Origin of the sequence: Thermoactinospora rubra (genome assembly GCF_002093975.1) — a bacterium.
In the GTDB taxonomy this organism is placed as follows: Bacteria; Actinomycetota; Actinomycetes; order Streptosporangiales; family Streptosporangiaceae; genus Nonomuraea; species Nonomuraea rubra_A.
Genome location: NZ_MSZZ01000126.1, coordinates 1 through 1,186, shown reverse-complemented (window position 1 = coordinate 1,186; position 1,186 = coordinate 1). Strand labels below are relative to the sequence as shown.

The window sequence follows — 1,186 nt, the reverse complement described above, 5'->3', positions numbered from 1 at the left end:
CGCCCCTCAGGTCTCAGGAGTTACACCCTTATTCGTACAGTCCCCCATTGGGACGACGAGGAGGATCAAGACGAGGAAGGCGAGGAGGAGGACGGCGATGAGTGAGCGTGCTACCGAAGCATGGTTTGCCGGAGTGTTGCGGCCAGGCAGCAGCTCCGCCCAGCTGCGTGAGTACGCTGCCGACCGAGAATGGGTCCTGACAGACGAGTACCCGCGAGACGTCATCCGGTTCCGGAGCTGGTCATGGCGGGGGAACGAAGGCGAGTGCGTCCTGTCAGAGGACCACCGCAGCGGTTTGCGTTACGTAGAGGCTCGGCCGGAGTCGTTCGCCGCGCGGTTGACGGAGCTGTTCGACTTGGAGGCTCCCGAGGATCTGTTCGAGACGACGCGCGCGGCGACGGAGCCGCTGGAGAAGATGCGGGCGGTCCGCGCGCTGGCCTTCCTCCAGCACAGCGCGGCCCTCAGCGCAGCGCAGACGGCGCCGGAGGACCCTGATCATCCAGGGTGTGCGCTGCTACAGGATGATGTGCGCTATCTGGAGGCGTTTGAGCGGGCGCTGCTGGACCCGGTGGCGGGCGTACGCCGCGCCGGCCTGGATGCCCTGCGCCACAGTCTCTGGCCGGGCGCTCGTGACATCGTGCGCCGGCACTACGACTCACTGCCACAGTTCGCTGACCTCATCGACGAATGGCTGGTGGACGAGGCACCCCGGATCCGAAAGCCCGCCTCTTAGGAACCGTAGAGAGTGACCTTCTGAGCTGGGCGTTTACTGGCCTGGCTGGTTGAACGTGAAACCGCCTTCTACCGCGGGTGCAGGCGTGCGAGGCGGTGGTGGCGATGGCTTCGTTGCCGGCGGAGCCGGCGCGGCGGCAGGCGGATGGCCGCCACTCAGGATGAAAACGCTCCCCGTAGGACATGATCTAAGCCCGCGCAGCCACGGCGCGAGTGGAGAATACGGCCCCTGTCTGAGATCTGCTCTTACTAATGAGAGGTATCACGGTGTGTCAGTTCCATGCTCCGGCCCAGGCGTTGACGCGGCGGGGGTTCATGGCCGCCGCGCTGGCGGCCCCCGCCGTGACCGCGCTCGGCGCGTCGCCGGCGGCAGCTCGCGCCATGGGCCCATTTGTCATCGCCCATGCGCCTTGGGTTCCGCAGATGTGTCTGTAGGAAAGGACACGGATCAGGG

At 66.4% G+C, this 1,186-nt stretch carries 1 protein-coding gene; it reads left to right on the top strand.

Translation table 11 applies throughout. The features are described from left to right. Positions 1-337 precede the first annotated feature (337 nt). Positions 338-733: a hypothetical protein gene (locus BSB02_RS40985; RefSeq protein ID WP_158088884.1), complete on the top strand. Its 396-nt coding sequence runs from the start codon at positions 338-340 to the stop codon at positions 731-733. Positions 734-1,186: the final 453 nt, after the last annotated feature.